Annotated in this window: 1 protein-coding gene; it reads right to left on the minus strand. The window is 72.0% G+C overall.

Features of this window, described 5'->3' with window-relative positions; genetic code table 11:
- On the minus strand, positions 1-721 hold a 721-nt coding region (locus FNQ90_RS25690), incomplete at both ends, for a hypothetical protein (RefSeq protein ID WP_182608496.1).

Genomic DNA, 721 nt, shown 5'->3' on the forward strand with positions numbered 1-721 from the left:
CCGGTGGGGTTGTGCAGCTGTAGGGACGTGGCGCTGTACCGCAGGTCACCGGTGGTGGTGTGGAGGGTGAAATCACCGGTGGCGGGGTCGGTGATCCGCAACTCGGTGCCACCCGACAGGAGGGAGACGTTCTCGGTGGTGACGGTCCCGCCGCCCGCGTGGGTCACCCGGTCGGGCGTGCCCGAACCGTCCAGGTGCAGGGTGATCTGCGCCCGGGTCGCACCGCCGGGGTTCAGGTTCACCCACTGCACGCCGTCGCCGGCCGGGTTCCCGTCCGCTCCGATGGTCCACTGCCGGGTCGCGTTCGGTCCGAGCTCCTCGGTGATCCGGACCACGGGGTTGTCCCCGGTGCCCACCTCGACCCGCAGGGGGTGGCCGCCGGTACCGGGGGTCGCGGTGGAGGTGGAGCCGTCGAAGGTCACACGGCCACCGGTACCGCCGGGGATCGTGAAGTCGAAGGGCTGGATCGCCGGGGTACCACTCGCCGGGGCGGAGGGCACATCGCGCACCATGAAGACCTGGACGCCCTGGTCGATGCCCATCCGCTGCATCAGGAAGCGGTGCCACGCGGGGTCGTTGCCGAACAGGCGGTTGAGGGCCGCGAGTGCGTTGACGGCGTCCTTGTCGCCGGAGGACTTGGGGGGCGGGGAGAGCGCGAGGTCGTCCGGGGCACCCTCCCCGCGCGGAACGAGGGCGGACGGCGAGTCGTCGAGACGTGCCG

Origin of the sequence: Streptomyces alkaliphilus, from assembly GCF_014141535.1 — a bacterium.
In the GTDB taxonomy this organism is placed as follows: domain Bacteria; phylum Actinomycetota; class Actinomycetes; order Streptomycetales; family Streptomycetaceae; genus Streptomyces; species Streptomyces alkaliphilus.